Origin of the sequence: Thioalkalivibrio sp. ALJ21 (genome assembly GCF_000378605.1) — a bacterium.
Lineage (GTDB): Bacteria > Pseudomonadota > Gammaproteobacteria > Ectothiorhodospirales > Ectothiorhodospiraceae > Thioalkalivibrio.
Window position 1 is genome coordinate 89525 of the sequence record NZ_KB905157.1, and the last position, 21595, is coordinate 111119.

At 67.8% G+C, this 21595-nt stretch carries 26 protein-coding genes; 23 read left to right on the forward strand and 3 right to left on the reverse strand.

Translation table 11 applies throughout. From position 1 onward, the window contains the following. The first annotated feature begins 8 nt into the window (after positions 1–8). The 7 genes from F579_RS0111735 to F579_RS0111765 all read left to right on the forward strand — a co-directional run bounded on the left by F579_RS0111735 (position 9) and on the right by F579_RS0111765 (position 6669). On the forward strand, positions 9–1202 hold the full coding sequence (locus F579_RS0111735) for an efflux RND transporter periplasmic adaptor subunit (protein ID WP_019024889.1): 1194 nt from the start codon (positions 9–11) through the stop codon (positions 1200–1202). A gap of 9 nt (positions 1203–1211) precedes the next feature. Then, positions 1212–3737, forward strand: a complete 2526-nt coding sequence (gene hrpB, locus F579_RS0111740; RefSeq protein WP_019024890.1) for an ATP-dependent helicase HrpB — start codon at positions 1212–1214, stop codon at positions 3735–3737. Positions 3738–4034: 297 nt separating this feature from the next. Then, positions 4035–4256 (forward strand): hypothetical protein, encoded by a 222-nt coding sequence (locus F579_RS0111745; protein ID WP_017925782.1) that lies wholly within the window; start codon positions 4035–4037, stop codon positions 4254–4256. 139 nt (positions 4257–4395) lie between these two features. Then, complete coding sequence (locus tag F579_RS0111750) at positions 4396–5616, forward strand: AI-2E family transporter (RefSeq protein ID WP_019024891.1); 1221 nt, start codon at positions 4396–4398, stop codon at positions 5614–5616. A gap of 12 nt (positions 5617–5628) precedes the next feature. Further along, positions 5629–5946, forward strand: coding sequence for a YqjD family protein (locus tag F579_RS0111755; RefSeq protein ID WP_012983424.1), 318 nt, complete (start codon positions 5629–5631; stop codon positions 5944–5946). Positions 5947–5949: 3 nt separating this feature from the next. Continuing rightward, positions 5950–6363, forward strand: a complete 414-nt coding sequence (locus F579_RS0111760; RefSeq protein WP_019024892.1) for a phage holin family protein — start codon at positions 5950–5952, stop codon at positions 6361–6363. 3 nt (positions 6364–6366) lie between these two features. Beyond that, positions 6367–6669, forward strand: coding sequence for a hypothetical protein (locus tag F579_RS0111765; RefSeq protein ID WP_019024893.1), 303 nt, complete (start codon positions 6367–6369; stop codon positions 6667–6669). Between the two features lie 21 nt (positions 6670–6690). Here the strand turns inward: F579_RS0111765 and smpB are convergent, their stop codons facing one another. Continuing rightward, positions 6691–7170 (reverse strand): SsrA-binding protein SmpB, encoded by a 480-nt coding sequence (gene smpB, locus F579_RS0111770; protein ID WP_019024894.1) that lies wholly within the window; start codon positions 7168–7170, stop codon positions 6691–6693. Positions 7171–7404: 234 nt separating this feature from the next. On the opposite strand from smpB, the gene F579_RS0111775 reads away from it, so the two are divergent. From F579_RS0111775 to F579_RS0111785, 3 genes are read left to right on the forward strand one after another with little or no spacing between them, the layout of a single operon-like run. Next, complete coding sequence (locus F579_RS0111775; protein WP_019024895.1) at positions 7405–8763, forward strand: sodium-dependent transporter; 1359 nt, start codon at positions 7405–7407, stop codon at positions 8761–8763. Next, positions 8763–9203 carry a type II toxin-antitoxin system RatA family toxin gene (locus F579_RS0111780; protein ID WP_019024896.1) on the forward strand — a complete coding sequence of 147 codons (441 nt, stop codon included), beginning with the start codon at positions 8763–8765 and terminating at the stop codon, positions 9201–9203. Before F579_RS0111775 ends, F579_RS0111780 begins: the two co-directional genes overlap by 1 nt. Next, positions 9193–9609: an RnfH family protein gene (locus F579_RS0111785; protein WP_019024897.1), complete on the forward strand. Its 417-nt coding sequence runs from the start codon at positions 9193–9195 to the stop codon at positions 9607–9609. The genes F579_RS0111780 and F579_RS0111785 overlap by 11 nt, the downstream gene beginning before the upstream one ends. Before the next feature lie 15 nt (positions 9610–9624). On the opposite strand, the gene F579_RS0111790 is transcribed toward F579_RS0111785, so the two are convergent. Beyond that, a complete protein-coding gene (locus F579_RS0111790) occupies positions 9625–9987 on the reverse strand; it encodes an outer membrane protein assembly factor BamE (protein WP_019024898.1) in 363 nt (120 codons plus the stop codon). A gap of 100 nt (positions 9988–10087) precedes the next feature. Here F579_RS0111790 and fur point away from each other — a divergent pair, with 100 nt between their 5' ends. Next, the gene (gene fur / locus F579_RS0111795; RefSeq protein WP_019024899.1) at positions 10088–10513 is read left to right on the forward strand and encodes a ferric iron uptake transcriptional regulator; all 426 of its coding nucleotides are present in this window, start codon (positions 10088–10090) and stop codon (positions 10511–10513) included. A gap of 177 nt (positions 10514–10690) precedes the next feature. On the opposite strand, the gene F579_RS0111800 is transcribed toward fur, so the two are convergent. Further along, positions 10691–11380, reverse strand: a complete 690-nt coding sequence (locus tag F579_RS0111800) for a glutathione S-transferase family protein (protein ID WP_019024900.1) — start codon at positions 11378–11380, stop codon at positions 10691–10693. A gap of 109 nt (positions 11381–11489) precedes the next feature. Here F579_RS0111800 and F579_RS0111805 point away from each other — a divergent pair, with 109 nt between their 5' ends. The 12 genes from F579_RS0111805 (at position 11490) to F579_RS0111860 (ending at position 21524) form a co-directional block, all read left to right on the forward strand. Further along, positions 11490–11915, forward strand: a complete 426-nt coding sequence (locus F579_RS0111805) for an RNA-binding S4 domain-containing protein (RefSeq protein ID WP_012983414.1) — start codon at positions 11490–11492, stop codon at positions 11913–11915. Between the two features lie 20 nt (positions 11916–11935). Next, positions 11936–12382: an NUDIX hydrolase gene (locus F579_RS0111810; protein ID WP_019024901.1), complete on the forward strand. Its 447-nt coding sequence runs from the start codon at positions 11936–11938 to the stop codon at positions 12380–12382. A 76-nt stretch (positions 12383–12458) separates the two neighbouring features. Next, a complete protein-coding gene (gene pcnB, locus F579_RS0111815) occupies positions 12459–13844 on the forward strand; it encodes a polynucleotide adenylyltransferase PcnB (protein WP_019024902.1) in 1386 nt (461 codons plus the stop codon). Beyond that, a complete protein-coding gene (gene folK / locus F579_RS0111820) occupies positions 13841–14371 on the forward strand; it encodes a 2-amino-4-hydroxy-6-hydroxymethyldihydropteridine diphosphokinase (RefSeq protein ID WP_019024903.1) in 531 nt (176 codons plus the stop codon). Before pcnB ends, folK begins: the two co-directional genes overlap by 4 nt. Then, positions 14368–15018, forward strand: a complete 651-nt coding sequence (locus F579_RS0111825) for a deoxynucleoside kinase (RefSeq protein WP_017925772.1) — start codon at positions 14368–14370, stop codon at positions 15016–15018. Before folK ends, F579_RS0111825 begins: the two co-directional genes overlap by 4 nt. Positions 15019–15054: 36 nt before the next feature. Continuing rightward, entirely contained in the window at positions 15055–15849 is a 795-nt protein-coding gene (panB, locus tag F579_RS0111830; protein ID WP_017925771.1) for a 3-methyl-2-oxobutanoate hydroxymethyltransferase, read from the forward strand. Positions 15850–15900: 51 nt separating this feature from the next. After that, positions 15901–16782 carry a pantoate--beta-alanine ligase gene (gene panC / locus F579_RS0111835; RefSeq protein WP_026148146.1) on the forward strand — a complete coding sequence of 294 codons (882 nt, stop codon included), beginning with the start codon at positions 15901–15903 and terminating at the stop codon, positions 16780–16782. A 92-nt stretch (positions 16783–16874) separates the two neighbouring features. After that, positions 16875–17255, forward strand: coding sequence for an aspartate 1-decarboxylase (panD, locus tag F579_RS0111840; RefSeq protein ID WP_017925769.1), 381 nt, complete (start codon positions 16875–16877; stop codon positions 17253–17255). A gap of 67 nt (positions 17256–17322) precedes the next feature. Further along, the gene (gene sucC, locus F579_RS0111845; protein ID WP_019024904.1) at positions 17323–18483 is read left to right on the forward strand and encodes an ADP-forming succinate--CoA ligase subunit beta; all 1161 of its coding nucleotides are present in this window, start codon (positions 17323–17325) and stop codon (positions 18481–18483) included. Next, positions 18480–19355: a succinate--CoA ligase subunit alpha gene (sucD, locus tag F579_RS0111850; RefSeq protein ID WP_019024905.1), complete on the forward strand. Its 876-nt coding sequence runs from the start codon at positions 18480–18482 to the stop codon at positions 19353–19355. The genes sucC and sucD overlap by 4 nt, the downstream gene beginning before the upstream one ends. A 9-nt stretch (positions 19356–19364) precedes the next feature. Then, positions 19365–21059: an NAD+ synthase gene (locus F579_RS0111855; RefSeq protein ID WP_019024906.1), complete on the forward strand. Its 1695-nt coding sequence runs from the start codon at positions 19365–19367 to the stop codon at positions 21057–21059. 126 nt (positions 21060–21185) lie between these two features. Next, complete coding sequence (locus F579_RS0111860) at positions 21186–21524, forward strand: P-II family nitrogen regulator (RefSeq protein WP_012983402.1); 339 nt, start codon at positions 21186–21188, stop codon at positions 21522–21524. The last annotated feature ends 71 nt before the right edge of the window (positions 21525–21595 follow it).

Genomic DNA, 21595 nt, shown 5'->3' on the forward strand with positions numbered 1-21595 from the left:
CTGAGCCTATGGCGATGAAAAAGCGAATCACGGTTGGGCTCATCGTGCTGGCGGGGGTGGCCGCGCTGGTATGGGCGCTGCGCCCGCAGCCGGTACCGGTGTCGCTGACCACGGTCGAGGCCGGCCCGTTCGAGGAGACCGTGCGCGAGGAAGGCCGCACGCGGCTGCGCGACACCTTTACCGTGTCGGCGCCGATCGCCGGCTTCCTGCATCGCGTCGAGCTGGAAGAGGGGGACGCGGTCGCGCTCGGCGACACATTGTTCCGCATGGAGCCACTGCCGACCCCGGCGCTGGATGTGCGCTCGCGCGAACAGGCGCGCGAGAACCTGGCCGCTGCACGGTCGCGCCTGCAGAGCGCCGAGGCGAACCTCGAGAACCTGCGGGCTGAAGCTCGCTTCGCCGAGTCCGAATATCGCCGGCACCAGGAGCTGTTCGAGCGCGGGGCGGTTTCGGCCACCGAGGTGGAGCGTATGGAGACCGCACGCGACCGCGCGCGCTCGGCGGTGCGCGCCGGCGAGTCCGCGGTGGAGGTCGCACGCAGCGAGATCGAGGGTGCCCGGATCGTGCTGGAGATCGCCAGCGGCCAGATGCCGGAATCCGAGGCCGAGACCCTGTCCGTGCGTTCGCCGGCCTCGGGCGTGGTGCTGGAGCGCTATCGCTGCTGCGAGGGCACGATCGGGGCCGGGGAGGCGGTGCTGGTCGTGGGCGATCTCGATGATCTCGAGGTGCAGGTGGACCTGCTGTCCATGGACGCGGTGCGTGTAGTGCCGGGCATGCGCGTGCGCCTGACCGACTGGGGCCGCGATGCGGAGCTCGAGGGCACCGTACGCCGGGTGCAGCCGTTCGGCTTTACCAGGATCTCCGCGCTGGGCGTGGACGAGCAGCGCGTGCCGGTGATCCTCGACCTCGACGCGGTGGAGGCCCGCATGGCCGGGCTCGCGGTGGGCTACCGCGTGGAGGCCGAGTTCCTGCTGTGGGAAGGGGATGAGGTGCTGCAGGTTCCGACCAGCGCGCTGTTCCGCGACCGCGGCGAGTGGTCGGTGTTCGTGGTCGAGGACGGCCGTGCCGAGCCGCGCCGGGTCGAGGTGGGGCGTCGCTCGGGTTTCGCCACACAGATCCTCGAGGGCCTGGAGGCGGGCGAGCGTGTGGTCACCCGCCCGGGGGACCGGGTGCGGGCCGGCACGCGGGTTACCGAGAACTGACCGCTGTAGATGGCCACAGAGTTGAATGAGGCGCAGCAGGCCCGGGCGCTGGAAAATCTGCTAACCCCCCTCGATGCCGCGCTGCAGACGCGCGGTGCCGCCGTGCTGGTGGCCGAGCCAGGCGCGGGCAAGACCACCCGCATACCGCTGCATCTGGCCTCCGCCAACCCCGAGGATCGCGTGATTGTGCTGCAGCCACGGAGGCTGGCCGCGCGTATGGCGGCCACCTACATGGCCGGACAGCTGGGTGAATCGGCCGGGCAGACGGTCGGCTACCGCGTGCGCGACGAGCAGAAGGTCTCGGAGCGCACCTGGGTGGAGCTGGTCACCGATGGGCTGTTCCTGCGGCGCATCCAGGGTGACCCGCTGCTGGAAGGGGTCGGCACCGTGGTCTTCGACGAATTCCACCTGCGCCGGCCGGAGGCCGAGCTGGCGCTGGCCTTTGCGCTGCAGGTGCGCCGGCTGCTGCGCCCGGAGCTGCGCATCGTGGTGATGTCGGCAACCCTCGACGACGAGGCCGTGGCGCGGCTGCTGGCCGGCCCGGAGGAGGATGCCGTGCCGGTGCTGCGGGCGCGCGGGCGGCAGTTTCCGGTCGAGGTGCGCTACGCGCCTCCGGCCAAGGATGCGCCGCTGGCCGACGGCGTGGCGCAGGCGGTGCGGGATGCGCTGGCGGCGGAGACGGGCTCGGTTCTGGTCTTCCTGCCCGGTGAGCGCGAGATCCGCGAGGTGGCCGCGCGTCTGGGCGAGGGGGTGGGTGACGGCGTGGATACGCCCGCCGGCCCCGCGCGCATCGCGCCGCTGTTCGGGCGGCTGTCGGCGCAGGAGCAGGCCCGGGCCGTGCGCCCGGCGCCCGCGGGCGAGCGCAAGGTGGTGCTGGCGACCGACATCGCCGAGACCAGCCTGACCATCGAGGGCGTGCGCGTGGTGATCGACGCGGGGCTCTCCCGCGAGCCGCGCTTCGATGCGGCGACCGGGCTCTCGCGGCTGGTGACGCTGCCGGCCTCGAAGGCCGCCGCCGAGCAGCGGGCCGGGCGTGCTGGTCGCACCGAACCGGGGGTGGCAATCCGCTTGTGGTCGCGGGCCGACGAGGTCGCGCGCCCGGACTACGCGACCCCGGGGATGCAGCAGGTGGATCTGCTGCCGCTGGCCCTGGAACTGGCCGGCTGGGGCGAAGCGGTGGCCGAACTCGACTGGCTGGAACCGCCGCCCGCGCAGGGTCTGGCCTCGGCACAGGCCATACTCGCCGAACTGGGTGCGGTGGATGCCGACGGACGGATGACCGGGCACGGCCGTGTCCTGCTGCGCCTCCCGACCCACCCGCGTCTGGCCCACATGCTGTTGCGGGGCCGGGAACGGGGGCTGGCGCGCCTGGCCTGCGAACTGGCGGTAGCCGTGGAGGAACCTGGTGTGGCCGGGCCGGAGGCGCCGCTGGAGCTGGGTGCGCGCCTGGAGCGCGCGCGGCGTTCGGGTGGCCGGGCCTGGCAATCCGGGCTGCGGCGTCTGGAGCAGGCGCTGGCGCGAGCCGGGGACCGCCCCGCCGCTGTGGATGCGGTACTGGACGAAAGCACGGCGCTGGGCGTGCTGGCGGCGCTGGCCTGGCCGGAGCGCATCGCGCGCCGCCGTGGCGAGGTGGCCGGGCGCTTCGTGATGGGGAACGGCCGCGGCGCGTGGCTGCCGGAGCGCGAGCGTCTGGCGCATGCCGACTACCTGGTGGCGGTGGACTGCACGGATGCCGACCGCGAGGCCCGCATCCGCTGTGCGGTGGTGCTGGACCTGACGGCACTGGAGCAGGAGGCCCCGGAACTCTTCCACCGCGAGACGCGCTGCGACTGGGTGGAGGATGGCGCGCGGCTGGAAAACGCGCGGGTTCGGCGGATCGGCACGCTGGTGGTGGAACGGCAGATGGTCGCGCTGGATGACCCCGCCGCCACCATCCCGCGCTGGTGCGAGCGGCTGCGCCGCGAGGGCCTTGCGCTGCTGCCCTGGGATGACGCGGCGACCCAGTTGCGTGCGCGTATCCAGCTGCTGCACGACGCGATGCCCGCGGCGGGCTTTCCGGATCTGCGCGACGCCGCGCTACTGGTGACCCTGGAGGACTGGCTGGGGCCGTACCTGGCCGGGATTACACGGCGCCGGGATCTGGAGCGGCTGGATCTGGCGGCGATCCTGCGCGCGCGGCTCGACTGGGACCACCAGCAGCAACTGGAGCGGGAGGCACCGGCGCGCATCGAGGTCCCCTCCGGCTCTGCCCACCGTATTGATTACACGCAGGACCCGCCGGTGCTGGCGGTCAAACTGCAGGAGCTGTTCGGTCTGGGCGAGACGCCCCGGGTGGCGGGCGGCCGCGTGGCGCTGGTGCTGCACCTGCTGTCGCCGGCGCGGCGGCCGGTGCAGGTTACGCAGGATCTCGCCAGCTTCTGGGAGAATGGCTATCCGGAGGTGCGCCGCGAGCTGAAGGGGCGTTATCCCAAGCACCCCTGGCCGGAGGATCCGTGGAATGCGCCGGCCACGCGGCATACCAAGCGGCGTGGGTAGGCAGGGTCGGGCGGGTCTGGCAGGGGCTTCGCCTGCAAACAGGCTCCCACAGGGACTCGGGTAATACGGGACGCCGTGCATTAGCTTCTGTGTTGTCATCCTGGAAACCGCGCAGCGGTTATCCGGGATCTCGGGCGTTGGGGTGGTGCATGGCCGCGGAGATCCCGGCTCTTCGCTGTGCTGCGGCCGGGATGACGGAGTGGGGTGCTGCGGCGGGATGACGATGCGGCGGGTGGCGTTCTCGGGTAGTGTCGCGTTCAGTGTTTCCCTAAGTCCCGTACGAGGAAGCGAACCGCGATGCTGAAGTTCCTGACCGTTGTCCTGATCCTGCTGTTTGTCTGGTGGCGGGTATCGCGCTGGCTGGAGGTGCGGCGGCGGCGGGCGCGCGGCGAGGATGTCTCCTACGAGGTGCGGGTGAAGGGCTTTCGCCCGATCACGATCCTTAGCGTTATTTTCCTGATTCTCTACGGGGGCTACGTGATCTGGTTTGCCCTGACGGAGTGGGCGGACTTGTTCTAGGGATTGAATAGCGTCCCTCTGGCGCGGGCCAGGGTCGAGCGCCATATTTTTGTGATGCAGTACCTGAAACGGTGGTGTGCACCGTGGCAGATCATGGCCGGGTGGTTACGGTCGAACGATCCCCTCATGCGAGCCCTCCGTGGAAAACCAGCCGCAATCGAATATCGAATTCAGCGCCTTCGAGCGGACCTTGTTCCGCTATGTCGCCGTGCTCGCCGCATTCATGGTGCTGACCGGGCTGGTGGCCCTGCTGGTCTGGTTGCTGGGGCAGGTGGTGTCGTTTTTCTACGCGCTGCTCTTGCCGTTGTCAGTGGCCGGCGTGCTGAGCCTGATCCTCTACCCGGTAGTGCACTGGCTGCAGCGGATTGCGGGATTCTCGCGGATGGGGGCGGTGAGCTCGCTGTTCGGTGTGGTGTTGATCGCGCTGGTGATTATCGCGGTACTGGTGGTGCCCACGGCGAGCCATCAGGTTCAGGAGTTCATCAAGGGGGCTCCGGAGCTGGCGGAGAATGCCTATGAGTCATTCTCGCGCAATTTCCCTAACGCCACCGAGCGCGTGGCCTCGATGCTGGAGGAGCTGGACCTCCAGAGCATCATGCCGAACCTGGAAGGTGTGGGCTCGCAGCTGATGCACTACGTGACGGTGGTCGTCGGGCTGGCCTTTGTGCCCTTGTATCTGTTCTTTGCCCTGTTGTCCGGGGAACGCCTGAAGGAGGGTGGGCGCGAGGTCCTGTCGGTCTTTCGGCCCCAGACCCAGCGTGAGCTGATGTTCCTGGGTCGCCTGTTTGTCGGCTACGTGACGGCGTTTTTCCAGGGGCAGGTGGTGATTGCCCTGATCATGGGGGTTCTGCTGGCCGTCGGGTTTTCGTTGATCGGCCTGCAGGCGGCGATCCTGTTCGGGTTGATGCTGGGGTTTCTCAATATCGTGCCCTATCTGGGGACGATCGTCGGCTTGACGCTGGCTCTGCCGGTGGCCTATCTCCAGCCTGAGGGCGGCGGACTGACGCTGGTCGCGCTGGTGCTTGTGGTGTTTGCCGTGGTGCAGCTGATCGAGAGCTGGCTGCTGACGCCGAAGATCATGGCGGATCGCTCCGGGCTGCATCCGGCGATTGTCGTGATCTCGATCTTCTTCTGGGGGACGGCGCTGGGCGGCATTATCGGCATGATCCTGGCTGTGCCGTTGTCGGCGTTTGTGGCCAGCCTCTGGAAGCACTTCAGGGTCAAGTGGAGTACAGCCCTGGTGGATACCTCGGAGGTGATTGAGGAAGACCCGGAAATCCTGACGGGGTTGAGTGATTTCGACGACCCTGCAACCAATTCCGCGGGGGAGGGGTCGGAAGATGATCCAGGCCCGCGATAAGGAGTGCATGTAATGGCAACGACGAAAAGCAGCAGTGCGAAGAAGCAGGACGAAGCGGAACACGAGGCCTCCACCACCGAGCGCGTGGCGGCCCAGGCCCACGAGGCCGTGGACCGCGTGGCGGAACATGCCGGCACGGCCGAGGAACGCATCCGCGAGGGTCTGTCGCACGCGGATGAAGAGGTTCGCGAACGGGCGGAGAAGGCGCGTCAGAGTTCCGAGGACGTCCTGCGCGTGGTCGGCAACTACGTACGCGATAACCCGCTGACCGCGATCGGCCTGGCCTTTGTGGCGGGGACCCTGTTCTCGGCCTTGACCCGCCGCAAGTAGGCCATGGCCGCGCAGGACGACGGGCCGGCGCGCGAGCGACCGGGTTCCGATACCGCCGACCCCGGGGATGTGATGCAGGACCTCGGCCGCATCCTGGGGGATTCGCGCGAGTTGTTGGGGACCGAGACCCGGCAACTGGTGCGCAATGCGGTGGGGGTTATCGTGTTCGCGGTGGTGCTGGGGCTGCTGCTGGTCACGGTGTGGCTGGCGTTGGTCGCGGCCGTGGTAATGCTGCTGCAGGCCTACGCGGGCGTGTCGCCGGCGTTGTCGCTGGTGATCGTGGCGGCGCTGACCGGTGTGCTGGCGTGGCTGGTTGCGCGTGGCATTGGCCGGCTGCTGCACGGCATGACCTACCCGGAGACGCGTGCACTGGTGCGGAATCTGGTCGCACGGCCCGAGAGCCGGGATACCGAGTAGCCCATGGCTGGCACCTGGCTGGGCCTGCGGGGCCGTTCTCGCGAACTGCGCCTGCGGCTGCAGGGCGAGGTCGACGAACTGCGCGACGATGTGCGTGCCACCGGCTGGTGGCGCGCGCTGCAGCGTCTGGGTTCACCGGAGATGATCCCCAGGGCGTTCCTGCTGGGGTTTGCGGTCGACCAGCTGCGCGGACTGCGCCTGCTGCGGCCCGTGAAGGCACTGACAGCGGGTGTGCTGGCGGTGACGAAGCTGAGCTGGCTGACCCGGCGCTGGTGGTGGAAGGAGCGGGCCCACCCGCCGGAGTGATGCCGAGCCCAGGCTTTTTCTTCAGCCGCTCTTGAGGATGCGCGCGCGCTCGCGCTGCCAGTCCTTGTCCTTCTTGGCGGCCCGCTTGTCGAAATCCTTCTTGCCCTTGGCCAGCCCGATTTCCAGCTTGGCGCGGCCATGTTTCCAGTACAGGGCCATGGGGACCAGGGTATAGCCCTTGCGCTCCACCGCGCCGATCAGGCGGTTGATCTCCGAGCGGTGCAGCAGCAGCTTGCGCGTGCGGCTCGGGTCCGGGTTGATATGGGTGGAGGCGGTGGGCAGTGGGGTGATATGGGCCCCGAACAAGAACGCCTCGCCCTTGCGCAGCAGCACGTACGCCTCGCTGAGCTGGGCGCGCCCGGCCCGCATGGACTTGACCTCCCAGCCTTGCAGTTCCAGCCCCGCCTCCAGGCGGTCCTCGATAAAGAAATCGTGGCGCGCCTTGCGGTTCAGCGCGATGGTGTTGGAACCGGCGTCCTTTTTCTTGTTTGGCTTTCCCATGGCCCGCGCAGTGTACTGCACGCGCGGGGCGAAAGCCGAGGAAACACGCACGAACGTACAGGATCGCGCCCGCGTCGCGGGTTGGCGTTTGCCGCGTACAGTTGAGCCCGCGGGAAGCCTGCCCCACAATTCCGGGCGACTCGAAGCCCTGCTTGTGCCGCCATGTGCCGTTGACCGTGCATCGATCTGGCTGCGCCGAGCGATGGAACGGGTACCACCAACAAGGAGCCGCTGATGCCTGCCACGACTTCCATCCACGGTCAGTGGACGACCCGCCTGGCCTTTATCCTTGCGGCCACCGGGTCGGCTGTCGGACTCGGCAACATCTGGCGTTTTCCCTATATCGCCGGTGATAACGGGGGCGGGGCCTTTGTGCTGGTCTACCTCGGCTGCATCCTGCTGATCGGCCTGCCGGTGATGATGGCGGAGATCCTGCTGGGGCGGCGCGGCCGCCAGAGCCCGATCAACACGATGGTGACGCTGGCGCGCGAGGAGGGCCTGAGCCGTGGCTGGGGCATGATCGGGTGGATCGGTGTGCTCGCCGGATTCCTGATCCTGTCGTTCTACAGCGTAGTGGCCGGCTGGTCGCTGTCCTATGTGTTCAAGTCCGGCAGTGGCGGTTTCATGGGCCTGGATGCGGATGGCTCGGAGGCCATGTTCGATGGCCTGCTCTCCAATCCCGAGGCCCTGCTGGCCTGGCATACGATCTTCATGGTGATGACCGCGATGGTGGTTGCACGTGGGGTGCAGTCCGGTCTGGAGAAGGCCGTGACCATCCTGATGCCGCTGCTGTTCGTGATGCTGGTGGTGATGGTCGGCTACGCGATGGTGGAAGGGCGCTTTATCGCGGGGCTGGAGTTCCTGCTGTATCCGGATTTCTCGGCGTTGACGGCCAACGCGGTGCTATTGGCGATGGGGCAGGCGTTCTTCACGCTGAGCCTCGGCATGGGCGCGATCATGATCTACGGCAGCTACCTGCAGAGCGAGGCCTCGATCGCGCGGACCTCGGCGGCCGTGGTGGGGGCCGACACCCTGGTGGCGATCATGGCCGGGCTGGCGATCTTCCCGATCGTGCTGGGGGCGGGGCTTTCGCCGGAGCAGGGGCCGGGGCTGATCTTCGTCACGCTGCCGCTGTCGTTCGCGGAGATGCCGGGTGGGCTCTACTTCGGGACGATGTTCTTCGTGCTGCTGGTGTTCGCGGCCTGGACGTCGTCGATCTCCATCATCGAGCCGGCGGTCGCCTATCTGGTGGAGAATGTCGGCATGACGCGCGTGGCCGCGAGCGCCAGCATTGCCATCGCCGCCTGGCTGCTGGGGATCGGCGCGTTGCTGTCGCTGAACGTCTGGTCGGATTACACCCTGTTCAACATGGGGATCCTGGACCTGCTGGACTATGTGACTGCTAACATCCTGCTCCCGCTGGGCGGGTTTCTGATCGCGGTATTTGTGGGCTGGCGCATGACCGAGCGCTCGGTCCAGTCCGAGCTGCGCATGAAACTCGGGGGTCTGTACCAGATCTGGTATTTCCTGGTGCGCTTCGTGGCCCCGATTGCCATCCTGTTTGTGTTCCTGCGCGCGGTGGAGCTTATTTGATGTCCTCGACAGTCCGGCGCTCGGCGGAGGTCCCGTATACCCGCGAGCAGATGTTCGACCTCGTCAATGACGTGGATTCCTACTCGGAATTTCTGCCGGGTTGCCGCAGTTCGCGTGCGCGCATGCGTGGAGAGAATGAGGTGGAGGGGACCATCGAGATGGCCAAGGGCGCCCTGCACAAGTCGTTTACCACGCGCAATCGCGTGCAGCGCCCCGAGCGCATCGACATCCGACTGGCGGACGGGCCGTTTCGTCGCCTGCACGGCACCTGGAGCTTCACCGAGCTGGACAATGGTCAGACGCGCATCGCGCTGGAGCTGGAATTCGAGTTTGCCAGCCGGCTGATGTCGTTCGCGATCGGGCCGATCTTCCACCAGCTGGCCAACTCCTTTGTCGACGCCTTTGTGCGGCGCGCACGCGAGGTCTACGGTGCCCGATGATCGGGAGGCCGTCAGCCCCGAGGCGGGGGACGGCACAATCCGTATCGAGGTCGCCTATGCGCGCCCCGACCGCCAGGTGATCCTGCCGCTGGTCGTGCCCGAGGGCACGACCGTGGACGCGGCCCTGCGCCAGTCGGAGATCGACGCGCAGTTTCCCGAGATCGATCTGGACAACGCCAAGGTGGGGATCTTCGGCAAGCTCACCCGACGCGACACGGTGTTGCGCCCGAAGGATCGCATCGAGATCTATCGGCCGTTGATCGCCGATCCGAAAGAGGTGCGTCGTCAGCGGGCCGGCAAGAACCGGAAGAAGCCCGGCAAGGGGGGCGATCAGGCTTCCGAAAAGCCCGCGGGCGAGAAGCCGGAGGGCGGGGCCGGGAGCGGGAAGGATTCGGCCGGCGATTGAGCCGGCCGGTCGCGATCAGTTGTCGTCGAGCTCGACCGGGTACTCGTCCAGCGCGATTGGCTGCGGCACGTCGGAGTCGACGTAGCTGACTACGCCATTCTCGAAGAACACCGTTACGCGTCGCTGCTCCGTCGGCCCGATCCCGGGGCGGCGATAGTAGACGTAGTCCCAGCGGTCCTCGCGTTTGAACGCGCCGTCGATTTGCGGCGAACCCATCAGAAAGCGGACTTGCTGCGGGGTCATGCCGGGCTGGATCTGGGCGACCTGTGTCGCGTCGATGACGTTGCCCTGCTGTACATCGAGGCGGAACTGATTGAAGCCACTGCAGGCGGTGAGCAGGCTTGCAGCCACGGCAATAGAAATGAGAATCTTGATCATCGAGCCGGCGGGTCCCCAGAAGTCGGATGGGCCGTTGAACGCGCATGGTACACCAAAGCGTCCGGATGCTCTCAAGCAATCGGGTGACGGGAATCGAAGGATGGAAACAAGCGATCTCAAGAAAGCGGGGCTCAAGGTCACGCTGCCACGCATGAAGATCCTCGAGATCCTCGAGAACTCGGAAACGCGTCACCTGACCGCCGAGGCCATTTACCGCGAGCTGCTCGACTCGGGCGAGGAGATCGGGCTGGCCACGGTCTACCGCGTGCTGACTCAGTTCGAGGCCGCTGGGCTGGTCTGCCGGCTCCACCTGGAGGGCAACCAGGCCGTGTTCGAGCTGGAACGTGGCGGGCACCACGATCACATCGTCTGCAACCAGTGCGGCCGCGTCGAAGAGTTCTTTGACGAGACCATCGAGAATCGCCAGCGGGAGGTCGCGCGCCAGCACGGCTTCTCCATCAAGGACCACGCCCTGGTCCTGTACGGTGACTGCAGCGACAGCGCCTGCCCCCACCGCCCCGTCTGACGCGCCCTCGCGCGGCTTTTCAGTCCGGCCGCTTTGTAGCTGGGCCCGGTTGGTCATCCTGTGTTTACGGTGGCTTCGGCCGGCCGAAAGCACGTGAACACCGGATGCCGAACCAGAGCCGGCCACAGAGACGTGTGCTATTGCCACGTCCGACCCGGCGGGGCCCCGGGCCTGGCCTCAGGCCGTATCGGCGAGACGCGAGGCGATGTGCGCCGGGGCGAAGCCTTTCTGTGCGCGCAGGTAGGCGGCCAGACGCGCCGCAAAGTCGGCGGGGACCGAGGTGGAGACCGCGTCCATGTCGCGCAGCGTTTCCCAGCGCTCGGCCAGGCGCGGAAACGCCTCCGGCTCCCAGGGATTGTCGATGTCGTCGATCAGGCTGTAGCGCAGCAGGATCGGCGCGAGGGTGGCGTCGATCAGGGTGAAGGCATGCCCCGTGAGCAGCGGATCGGCCGCCAGTTCCCGTTCCAGCCGCTCCAGCCCGCGCGAGGCTGCATGGCGCTCCATCTCGAAGGCCTCTTCGTCGCCCGCTGTCATCCAGCGGTACTGCGTCATGGTCTGCTCGCCCAGATATTCGATCCAGGCGCGCGTGCGGGCCTGCTGTAGCGGCGTGTCCGGCATCAGAGGGGGTGGGGTGATGGCATCGACGTATTCGTTGATCACCGCCGACTCGAACAGCACAGTGTCGTGATCGACCTTCAGGAGCGGTACCTTGCCGAGCGGGGACTGTTCGCGAAACCAGTCCGGCGGGTCCGCGAGATCGATATAGGTCACTTCGAACGGGGCCTGCTTGTATTTCAGCGTGATCACGCTACGCTGAACGAAAGGACAAAGGTCAAAGCTGATCAGGTGCAGATGCGGGAGTTTCATGACGTATCGAAGCCCCATGCGGGGCCCCATCCTCTGATGGTGGAAAGCCGCGCATTGTCCATGCCCGCGATCCGGCGGGAAAGCCCAGTGTCTCCAATGCGAGGGCCTCTTGGCCGGGGCTGAGGCGCGCGCAGCGCCCGCCGGCGGGTTGCGCATCGACAAGTGGCTTTGGGCCGCGCGCTTCTTCAAGACTCGCGCGCTGGCCACCGAGGCCGTCAGTGGTGGCAAGGTCCATGTGAACGGCGAGCGCTGCAAGCCGGCGCGCCGGGTGCACCCGGGCGATCGCCTGACGATTCATCGCGGCCAGCAGACCTGGGAGATCGACGTGCGGGCGCTGAATGATCAGCGTCGGCCCGCCCCCGAGGCGCGCGAGTTGTATGCCGAGACGTCGGAGAGCGAGGCCCGGCGCGAGGCCGAGTCCGAACGCCGGCGCTCGGAACGGGCGGTGGCCGACAGCGCCCCCAGTCGCCGCCCGGACAAGCGCCAGCGCCGCCAGATCCGGCGTTTCATCCGCCAGGACGGTCAAGACGAATGAGTGGCCCACCCCAAACCCCCTTGCTGGCCGCGGATGTGGTGATCCATCACCCCGCCCACCCTGGCCGTGTTCTGGTGATCGAGCGACGCAACCCGCCCCATGGCTGGGCCCTCCCCGGGGGCTTCGTGGATGTCGGCGAGTCGGTCGAGCAGGCCGCCGTGCGCGAGGCCCTGGAGGAGACGGGTCTGGAGGTCACGCTCGAGGCCCTGCTGGGTGTTTACTCCGATCCCGCGCGGGATCCGCGCGGGCACACCGTCAGTGCTGTATTCGTGGCGCGCGGCGCGGGCGAGGCCCGTGCGGCCGATGACGCGGCGGACTGTGCCTGGCTGGATCCCGACGATCAGGGACAGCCGCTGGTCTTTGACCACCGGCGCATCCTCGATGACTATCTGCGTTACCGCCTGACCGGCGAAACGGCGCCGCTGCGCCTGGGGTCGCCGGGGGCGGGGCGAGGGGGCGGGACATGATGTCCGAACCTCCGGTCCTTTCCCGTACCGGCTTGCTGTTACCATACTGCGCTTTCGTTCACGGAACCCGAACCGAGTGACCCAGGCCGATCCCGCAACCCCGTCCGCCGCGATCCCCGAACCGCGCGTGTATTCACGCGAGGAGCATGGCATTTCGCGCGCCGCGATCGACGATAATGCCCTGAAGGTGCTCTATCGCCTGCGCGATGCGGGCTACCGTGCCTGTCTGGTGGGCGGGGGAGTGCGCGATCTGCTGCTGGGGCGCGAGCCGAAGGACTTCGACATCGCGACCGATGCCACGCCGGATCAGGTACGCGGGCTGTTCCGCAACTGTCGTCTGATCGGGCGGCGTTTCCGCCTGGCCCATGTTCTGTTCGGCCGCGAGGTGATCGAGGTCGCCACCTTCCGCGCGCCGCATGACGAGGACGACGACAGCGACGGGCAGGTGGCGCTGAGCGAAGAGGGTCGCATCCTGCGCGACAACCGCTACGGCACGATCGAGCAGGATGCGGTGCGGCGGGACTTCAGCGTGAACGCGCTGTACTACGACATCGACGACTTCTCGGTGCTCGACTACACCGGCGGGGTCGAGGACCTGCGCGAGGGCGTGTTGCGCCTGATCGGGGACGATGTCGAGACGCGGCTGCGCGAGGACCCGGTACGCATGCTGCGCGCCGTGCGCTTCTCCGCGAAGCTGGGGCTGCGCATTGCGCCCGAGGTCGAGGCCGGGATCCGCGAGCTCGCGGGCTTGATGCAGACGGTGGCCCCGGCACGGTTGTTCGACGAGGTGATCAAGCTGTTCCACAGTGGTGCGGCGGTCACCTGTCTGGACGAGCTGGAGCGCTTCGGGCTGTTCGCGCCGATGTTCCCGGAGGCGGCCGAGTGCTTTGCCGATCCGGATCTGGGTGCCGAGCGGCGGCAATTCCTGGTCGAGTCGCTGCTCAATACTGACAAGCGCATTAACGAAGAACTTGGGGTCAACCCGGCGTTTCTCTATGCCGCGATCCTGTGGGCCCCGGTGCAGGTGGCGGCGGCCCGGCGCATCGAGGATGGCGAGCAGGAGATCCCGGCCTGGCAGCAGGCGATGGCCGAGGTGCTGGATCGCCAGGTCAAGACGGTCTCGATTCCCAAGCGCTTCAGCCTGGTTGTGCGCGAGATCTGGGAGCTGCAGGCGCGGCTGGAACGGGCACGGGGCGGCCGCGCGCTGCGCCTGCTGACGCACCCGCGTTTCCGTGCGGGTTACGATTTTCTCTGCCTGCGCGCCCGCGCGGGCGATGCCGATCCGGAACTGTGCCGCTGGTGGACCGAGTTCCAGGAGAAGGACGAGGGCGAGCAGAAGCAGATGGCCGGGGGCGGCGGCAAGGGCAAGAGCCGTGCCCGCCGTGGCGGGCGTCGTCGCAAACGCCGGCGCAAGGGCGATGGCGAGGTCGGTGGCTCGAATGACGGAGGGGATGCGGCATGACCGATGCCGGCTTGCAGGTATTCGTGGGCATCGGCGCCAATCTTGGCGACCCCGAGGCCCAGGTGCGCGAGGCCTTCCGGCGCCTGGCCGGTGATGTGCCCGAGACGCGGCTGACGGGGCAGTCGCGGTTGTACCGCAACCCGCCGATGGGCCCACAGGATCAGCCGGACTACGTGAACGCCGTCGCCCGGCTGCACACCCGGCTCGAACCCCTGGATCTGCTGCATGCGCTACAGGCGATCGAAGCCGACTGTGGCCGCGAGCGCGATGGCACCCGCTGGGGGCCGCGCCTGCTCGATCTGGATATCCTGCTGTTCGGGGACCAGGTGCTGGATCTGCCCGGTCTGCATGTTCCCCATCCCGGGCTGGCCGAGCGCGATTTCGTGGTTCTGCCGCTGGCCGAGCTGGCACCGGGCCTGAAGATTCCAGGCGAGGGCCTGATCGAGCGACTCGCCCGCCGCTTCGATGGCGCCTCGCTGGTCGCGCTGGAGGACCCGAACGTCGCCCGTGCCGGAGGGCAGCGGTGAGTCTGAGCGACTTCGACTTTGTTGCGGTGGAAGGGCCGATCGGGGTGGGCAAGTCCAGCCTCGCACGTCTGCTGTCGGAGCACCTGCGGGCCGAGGGGATTTTCGAGGCGCCGGACGAGAATCCGTTCCTCGAGCGCTTCTACCAGGAGCCGGACAAGCACGCCCTGGCCACGCAGCTGCATTTTCTGGTGCAGCGTGTGCGGCAGCTGACGCCGGTCAGCCAGAAGGGCCTGTTCGAGCAGCGCCACGTGGCCGACTACGTCATGGACAAGGACCCGCTGTTCGCCGAGCTCAACCTGCACCCCGACGAGCTGGAGATCTATCGCGAGATGTTCCGGCATCTGCGCGCGGGTCTGCCACGGCCGGATCTGGTGATCTACCTGCAGGCGCCGGTTGAGGTCCTGCTGGACCGCATCCGTCAGCGCGCGCGACCGTACGAACGTCACATCGAGGCGCATTATCTGGAGCGCCTGAACGCGGCTTATGCAGAATTCTTCTATCATTTCGAAGGGGCGGCACTGGTGATCGTGAACGCCACCGAGATCGACTGGGTGAACAATCCGGCCGACTTCGAACAGCTGGTGCAGTTCCTGGAGCCGATCCAGGGTGGCCGACACTATTTCAATCCGCTGCCGATCACGCTCTGACGTGCGGCAGATCGACCCCGCCCGGGAGGCAGACTGATGCGGCCGATCACGGTCAATACGCTGGCCAGGCGCAAGCAGGCCGGTGAACCGATTACCTGTCTGACGGCCTATGACGCGTCCTTTGCCGCGCTACTGGATCGCTGCGGCGTGGATGTCATCCTGGTCGGGGATTCCCTGGGCATGGTGGTGCAGGGGCACCCGACCACGCTGCCGGTGACGATCGACGACATGTGCTATCACGTCGCCAGTGTCGCGCGGGTGACCCACAACGCGATGATCATGGCGGATCTGCCGTTTCTCGGAGACGCCGATGCCCCGACTGCCTTGCAGCAGTCCGGGGCATTGCTGCGCGCCGGCGCGCATATGGTCAAGGTCGAGTGCGGCCTGGCCGAGCTGCCGATCGTCGAGCGGCTGGTGGCCGCTGGTATTCCTGTATGCGCCCATCTGGGCCTGACGCCGCAGGCCGTGCATCGCATGGGGGGCTTCCGGGTGCAGGGTCGCGACCCGCACGCCGCTGCCGAGATGGAATCGCTGGCCGCGCGGCTGGAAGCCGCCGGTGCCCAGGGCCTGCTCCTGGAGAGCGTACCGGAGGAACTGGCCGACGCGATCGTGCGCGCGACCGATATCCCTGTGATCGGGATCGGCGCCAGCCCGCGCTGTGATGGCCAGGTCCTGGTGATCCAGGACGTGATTGGCCTGACGCCCGAGCCGCCACGCTTCGCCCGCGACTTTCTGGGCGAGGGTGGCTCGCTGGAGGGCGCGGTGCGCGCCTATTGCGAGGCAGTGCGGGCGCGTACGTTCCCTGAATCCGGCGTGCATACTTTCCGTTAGTTCGTTCATTGTTCCGTCCATGAGGACCCCGGCCCAAGAGACCCCTGGCCCATGAGAATCCTGCGTGACCGGCCCCAGTTGGTGGCCATGCATCGAGAATGGGCCCGCAAGGGCCGTGGAACCATTGCCCTGATCCCCACGATGGGGCACCTGCACGAGGGTCACATGACGCTGATCCGGCACGCCCGGGCCCGTGCGCAGCGCGTGGTGGTATCGATCTTCGTGAATCCGATGCAGTTCGATCGCCCCGAGGACCTGGAGCGCTATCCGCGCACCCTGGAGGAAGACTCGCGCCTGCTGACCGAGGCGGGTGTGGACGCGGTGTTCTGCCCGTCGGAGGAGGACATGTACCCGGACGACGGCATGCCTCCAGTGCGGGTGGTTGTGCCGGGACTGTCGGAGATGCTGGAGGGGGCCTTCCGCCCGGGGCACTTCGATGGCGTGGCTACGGTGGTGACCAAGCTGTTCAATCTCGTGCGGCCGGATATCGCGCTGTTTGGCGAGAAGGACTACCAGCAGTTCAAGCTGGTCGAGCGCATGGTGCAGGGGCTGGATATCCCGGTACGGGTCGAGGCGATCCCGACCGTACGCGAGAAGGATGGCCTGGCCTGCAGTTCGCGCAACGACCAGCTTCCCGAGGAGGCACGGGCGATCGCGCCGGAGCTCAAGCGTGTTCTGGACGAGGTGGCCACGGTCTGCCGGGGTGCGACGGTCTTCGATGCCGAGCGCATCCCCGAGGTCGAGGGGCGTGCCTGCGATCGCCTGCGCGAGGCCGGCTTCGATCCCGAATACCTGTCCATCCGGCGCGCGGAGGACCTGGCCGAGCCGGAGCATGGCGTGGCGCTGGCCGACCAGGATCTGGTCGTTCTGGCCGCCGCGTGGCTGGCGGAAGTCCGCCTGATCGACAACGTCCGCACCCGCCCGACGAACTGATCCGTGCCCGATTCGGGGTGGGGCATTTGCCGCGCCTGGCACAATCGCGGATAATTTTGCGCCCCCAGAGGTTATCGCCGGGAAAATCGCCGATGCACGTCACCATGCTCAAGGGCAAGCTGCACAAGGCCCAGGTCACTCATTGTGAGCTGGAGTACGAGGGCTCGTGCGCCATCGATACGCGGCTGCTGGAAGCCGCCGGCATCCTGCCGTTCGAGCAGATCCAGATCTACAACGTGGACAACGGCGAGCGCTTTACCACCTATGCGATCGAGGGCGAGCCGGGCTCCGGCATCGTCTCGGTCAATGGCGCGGCCGCGCACAAGGCGGCGGTGGGCCATCGCGTGATCATCTGCGCGTACGCACAGATGGAGGCCGCCGAGGCCCGCGAATTCACCCCGAATCTCGTGTATCTCGACGCCCGCAACGCGATCGTGCGCACCGGCCACGGCATCCCGGTGCAGGCCGCCTGAGAAGCTACTCCCTAGCGCTCGCCTCCGCAGTTGTCGGGCAACGGGCGCACCGCTATCCTCCACACCCATGAATCTCCACGAATTTCAGGCCAAGGCGCGCTTTCGCGACGCCGGCATCCCCGTTCCCGACGGACAGGTGATCACCCACGCCGATGAGCTCCCCGCAGCCTGGCAGGCCCTGGGCGGCGAGCGCGTGCTGGTCAAGGCCCAGGTACACTCCGGCGGGCGCGGCAAGGCCGGTGGCGTGGTCATGGCGGATTCCCCCGAGGCCGCGCGCGAGGCGGCGGAGAAGCTGCTGGGCTCGCGCCTGGTCACCGGGCAGAGCGGCCCCGAGGGTCTGCCGGTGGATCAGCTCCTGCTGGAGCCGGCCGCCGACATCGCCCGCGAGTTCTATTTCGCCCTGCTGGTGGACCGGGCTCGTGAGCGCCTGGCGCTGGTGGTCTCCGCCGAGGGGGGTATGGACATCGAGACCCTGGCCGCCGAGCGGCCCGAGGCGGTGATCACCCTGCCGATCCACCCGGCCACGGGCGTGATGCCGTTTCACGGGCGGCGGGTCGCCTTTGCCCTCGGGCTGTCGGGCGAGTCGGCCAAGGCGATGGCCCAGCTGGTGACCAATGCCCATGCCCTGTTCCAGCAGGTGGATGCGCAGCTGCTGGAGATCAACCCGCTGGTGCTGACTGCTGACGACCAGCTGCTGGCCATCGACGCCAAGCTGACCGTGGACGACTCCGCCGCCTACCGCCAGAAGGCGCTGATGGCCGAACGCGACGCGCGCCAGCGCGACCCGGCCGAGGAAGAGGCGCACGAATACGACCTCAACTACATCCGCCTGGACGGCTCGATCGGCTGCATGGTGAACGGTGCAGGGCTGGCCATGGCCACGATGGACCTGATCAAGCACCACGGCGGCGAGCCGGCCAACTTCCTGGATGTCGGCGGCGGCACGACGGTGGAGCGGGTCACGGCCGCGTTCAAGCTGATCCTCTCGGACGCTTCGGTGAAGGCGGTGCTGGTGAATATCTTTGGCGGCATCGTGCGCTGCGACCTGATCGCCGAGGGCATCATCGCTGCGATCCGCGAGGTGCAGGTCCAGGTGCCGGTGGTGGTGCGGCTGGAAGGCACGAATGCCGAGCAGGGCCGCGAGGCCCTGGCCAGTTCCGGTCTGGACGTGATCCCGGCCGCGGACCTCGACCGCGCGGCGCGCACCGTGGTGGAGGCCGTGGCATGAGTATCCTCGTCGATCACGATACGAAGGTGATCTGCCAGGGCTTTACCGGCAAGCAGGGCAGCTTCCACTCCGAGCAGGCGATCGCCTACGGCACCCGTCTGGTCGGGGGTGTGACGCCCGGCAAGGGCGGACAGACACATCTGGACCGTCCGGTGTTCGACACTGTTGCCGATGCGGTGGCGCAGACCGGTGCGACCGTCAGCATGATCTATGTCCCGGCCCCGTTCGCGGCCGATGCGATCTGCGAGGCGGCGGATGCCAGCATCGAGCTGGCCGTGTGCATCACCGAGGGCATCCCGGTGCAGGACATGATCCGGGTGAAGCAGGTCCTCGCCGGCAGCCCGACCCGCCTGATCGGCCCGAACTGCCCCGGCATCATCACCCCGGATGCCTGCAAGGTCGGCATCATGCCCGGCTATATCCACCAGCGCGGGCGCATCGGCATCATCTCGCGCTCCGGCACCCTGACCTACGAGGCGGTCAAGCAGACCTCGGATCGGGGCCTGGGCCAGAGCACCTGTATCGGCATCGGTGGTGATCCGATCCAGGGGCTCGACTTCGTCGACTGCCTGCGGCTGTTCCGCGACGATCCGGAGACCGACGGCGTGCTGCTGGTCGGCGAGATCGGCGGTGATGCCGAGGAGCGCGCCGCGCGCTATATCGAAAGTGAATTCGACAAGCCGGTGGCGGCCTATATCGCGGGCGCCACCGCACCGCCCGGACGTCGCATGGGCCATGCCGGGGCGATTATCGCCGGTGGCCAGGGTACGGCCGAACAGAAGATGGCGGCCCTGCGCGCGGCGGGTGCGAGCGTGGCCGAGAGCCCGGCCGAACTCGGCCAGGCCATGCAGTCCGCGCTCGATCGCGCCTGACCCGCCACGATGGCGTCCGCCGATGACCTGCCGCTGGCTCTGGCCCAGATCAACCCGATCGTGGGCGGGCTGGACACGAACCGCCACCTGATCGAGGACGCGATCGAACAGGCCCGTGCCGCTGGTGCACGCGCGGTGGTCTTCCCCGAACTCGCCATGACCGGATACCCCCCGGAGGACCTGCTGCTGCGCCCGGCCTTCCTGCGCGCGGTGGAGCATTCCCTGGCCGCGATCACGCGCGCCGTGCAGGGCATCGATGTGATCCTCGGCGCGCCGGTTACCACCGAGCAGGGCCTGGTGAATGCCGCGCTATGGCTGCGCGACGGCCGCGAGGTCGCGCGCTATGCCAAGCGGGTATTGCCCAACTATTCGGTATTCGACGAACAGCGCTATTTCGTCGCGGGCGATCAGGCCTGCGTGGTCGAGCTGGCGGGCTGGCGGATTGGTCTCACCGTCTGCGAGGATATCTGGCAGCCGGCGCCGGCCGCTGCCGCAAAGGCGGCCGGCGCCGAACTGATCCTGAACCTGAATGCCTCGCCCTATCACCGTGGCAAGGCCGAGGAGCGTCTGCAGGTGGTCGGGGCGCGCGTGTCCGAGACCGGCTGCCCGGTGGTCTACGTGAACCAGGTGGGCGGCCAGGACGAGTTGGTGTTCGACGGTCGCTCCTTCGTGCACGACGCCGCACACGGGGCGCGTGCGGTGCTACCGGCCTGGGCGACCGGGTATGCCCTGATGGAGGCCCGGCGCGGACCGTCGGGGGTCGAACTGCAGCCGCGGCCCGAGACCATGCACCTGTCCGCCTGCGGGATCCGCCCGACACTGACCGACCCCGGCCCGGAGCCGGACGAGGCGGACGCCCGCGACCTCTACCAGGCCCTGATGATCGGCATCCGCGACTATGTCGCCAAGAATGGTTTTCCCGGGGTTCTGCTGGGCCTGTCCGGTGGTATCGACTCGGGGCTGACGGCCGCGCTGGCCGTGGATGCGCTGGGTCCGGCTGCGGTGACCGCGGTGATGATGCCGTATCGCTACACCGCGTCGATGAGCATCGAGGACGCCGAGGCCCAAGCCCGGCTGCTGGGTATCGAATACCACGAGATCGCGATTGAGCCGATGGTGCGGGACTTTCTCGATGGGCTGTCACCGGCGTTTGACGCTATGCCCGCCCATGCGGGGGATGTGACCGAGGAGAACCTGCAGTCGCGCGCCCGCGGGGTGCTGCTGATGGCGCTGTCGAACCGCAGCGGCAAGCTGCTGCTGGCGACCGGTAACAAGTCGGAGATGGCCGTGGGCTATTCCACGCTGTACGGCGATATGAACGGCGGCTTCGCCCCGCTCAAGGATGTCTCCAAGCAGTGGGTGTACCGCCTGGCGCGCTGGCGCAACACGCGCGGTGCGGCGATCCCCGAGCGGGTGATCGAGCGCCCGCCCAGCGCCGAACTGGCGCCCGACCAGAAGGATGCCGACTCGCTGCCCCCCTACGAGGTGCTGGACGCGGTGCTCGAGGCCTTCGTCGAACAGGAGCGCTCGGTGGAGGAGATCGCGGCCGAAGGCTTTGATCGGGCCACCGTGGAGCGCATCGCGCGGCTGGTGTTTCGGGCCGAGTACAAGCGCCGCCAGGCCCCGCCCGGTGTGCGCGTCAGCCGCCGCGCCTTCGGCCGCGACCGGCGCTACCCGATCACCTCCGGTTACCGCCCGGACTGAGGGGCTTCACGCTGTCGTGGCCCCGCGCAATGACGGACCCCGGGCGCGGGCGCCGCGTTGGCGGTTTGGTACACTTTCGGATGCAAGACGAGCGCCCGCGCGGCGGGCACAACCAAAGGGATTCGCATGAAGAAGATCGAGGCGATCATCAAGCCGTTCAAGCTGGAGGATGTCCGCGAGGCCCTGACCGAGATGGGCATTGCCGGCATGACTGCGACCGAGGTCCAGGGTTTTGGTCGGCAGAAGGGCCATACCGAGCTCTATCGGGGTGCGGAATACGTGGTCGACTTCCTGCCCAAGGTGAAGCTGGAGCTGGTGGTGGATGACGACCGCGTGGACGCCTGTATCGACGCGATCGTGAAGGCCTCGCGCACCGGCAAGATCGGGGACGGCAAGATCTTTGTCTCCGACATGGCCCGCGTGGTACGCATCCGTACCGGCGAAGAGGGCAGCGAGGCGCTGTAACCCTCGCCCTTCGGGCTTTGTCCCGTCATTGCGAGGAGCGCAGCGACGAAGCAATCGGCCGGGCCCGGTGA